General features: G+C 43.3%; 1 protein-coding gene. It reads right to left on the reverse strand.

Annotation, left to right across the window (positions count from 1 at the left end; translation table 11 throughout):
• The coding region (locus PXG98_RS16405; RefSeq protein ID WP_276392936.1) for a galactose oxidase-like domain-containing protein at positions 1–2,058 on the reverse strand (2,058 nt) is incomplete at both ends.

Below are 2,058 nucleotides of genomic sequence, written 5' to 3' on the forward strand. Positions count from 1 at the left end.
CGGATTAGTCCTTCTCTCATAAAACCCTGAGGCAGTAAAGGAAGAAAAATTAGGCTCACTTGGATTTAAATTAAAGCTTCCGCTATAAGGCTTGGAACAGATCTCTATCCCATTGGCAAATAGCTTTGCTGTCTCCCCATCAAAAGTGGCTGCTATATGTACCCAGGTATCCTCCGGAGTATAACTGGCCAAACAACTGGCACCTGCATTACCTCCTGGGGTATATATTTCCCATTTGTACAAACTGTTGTGAAAACCAAAAAACAGCGCCGGATAATCATGGGTGAAGATAGATGCGTTATTCACTATCTCATCCCGACTAACCCAGGCCATTATCGTTATGGCGTTCTCTACCGTTGCCATGGAGGCAGAATAGGGAACATCTACTATGGTATTACTCTCAAACTCAAAACCATCGGTCTCTAATGCACCTCCAAATAGTCCCGTGCCCCAGTTATCTGTACTAGGTATCTTGGTGGCACCGGCATCATCTACATCAAAAATCGTAGCATCATTTGAATACGAAGAGGCATCACTAACCGTGGAACCGGAACCATCATCAAAGTTTAAGTCTAAAACAAGGGTAGGGTTCTCTGGTAAAGGTATGGCACTACCTATCTGAATCGTCTCCGCTACCGAAGGAACACCATTGCTATCCAATGCAAAGAGCATATAATATCCAGGAGGTAATAAGTTACGCTCCGGTATGTTCACACTATAATTCCCATTGCCACTAAAGCTCACAGGAATACGTCGTTGCTCATTATTAGTACTATGGGTAGCAGCTGAAAAACGTATTAAACTGAATTCTTGAATCCCGGTGCTTCCCGTTACATTTATAGAGGTATTATAATCCGCCGTATCTGGAGCTGAAATCGTTGGCCGAGTTGCCAAACTACCGTCCCCATTAAATAAATATGGTGGACTATAAACTTCCGCATCAAAGTGATTTACACATTCATCTGGATTTGAATCATCACATAAACCGCCACCGCCTACAAATACACGACCATCTACCATCAATATTGCTACACTGTGGTAGGTTCTTGGAATTTGCATCCCGGCTACCTGACGCCAGCTGTTACTACTAGGGCTATATATCTCTGCCGTTAATCGCGAGCCGTCATCGGTAAATACTTCTGCATGGTCTAAACCTCCGGTAACTAATATCTCCCCATTGGGAAGTACCGTACTATTGTGCATTGTACGCGAAAAAAATAAATTATTTACCGTAGGGGTAACCGTAACATTGTTCTCATTACTAAAATCAATAACAAAAGAATTATCCTTCGCTGGATTATCGCTGCCATAAGACTCCGCCCCTCCAACTTTTAAAATACGGTCCACATCAAACATCACCGTAGTTCCTTTCATAGAATACGTATCGTTTGATCGTAAACCAACATCTTCTATAGAACCCGCTCCATTAACATCTATCCAATGCATCATCTCACTCGGACCTGCATGAAATACACGGCCATTGGATGCTGGCCATAACCATAAGTGATTATCTACTCGAAAAACACCTTCGGTTTCTCTACTTAAGTCATTACTATTATATATGTCTTCCCCTGTTATACCTGGTAATAACAACCAACCTGTCTCAGGACTCCACAACTCCGCATCTTTCCCACCATTGGTAGATGAATTATTTCCACCTCCCCAAGAACCTCCTAAGGTAAAAACCGTACCATCGCTTAAGGTGACATTTCCTTGGTATCCCCTAGGGATATTCATCTCTGCCGCCACAGACCACAATCCCGTTGTGGGATCATAGATACTCGTACGTTCACTTGAGGTTCCTCCAGCAGATAAAATCCGACCATCAGCCAAATTATTAATCCCCGGACAAAACATATCGTGATCTGTATTGGTGACAAACTCTCCTAAAGCCTGACCATCGCTTCCTAAAAACGGATCGAATATCTCCGTGAAAGTAGCACCATCGCCCGTAGCAACATAGGTGTCCCGAAACTGAGAAGACCAGGTGATTAAACGACCATCAGGTAGGTTAGCAACCGCTACAGGAACTATTCCAAATCCTATGGGATCACTCCA

Source organism: Eudoraea chungangensis (assembly GCF_029360665.1).
GTDB lineage: Bacteria > Bacteroidota > Bacteroidia > Flavobacteriales > Flavobacteriaceae > Eudoraea > Eudoraea chungangensis.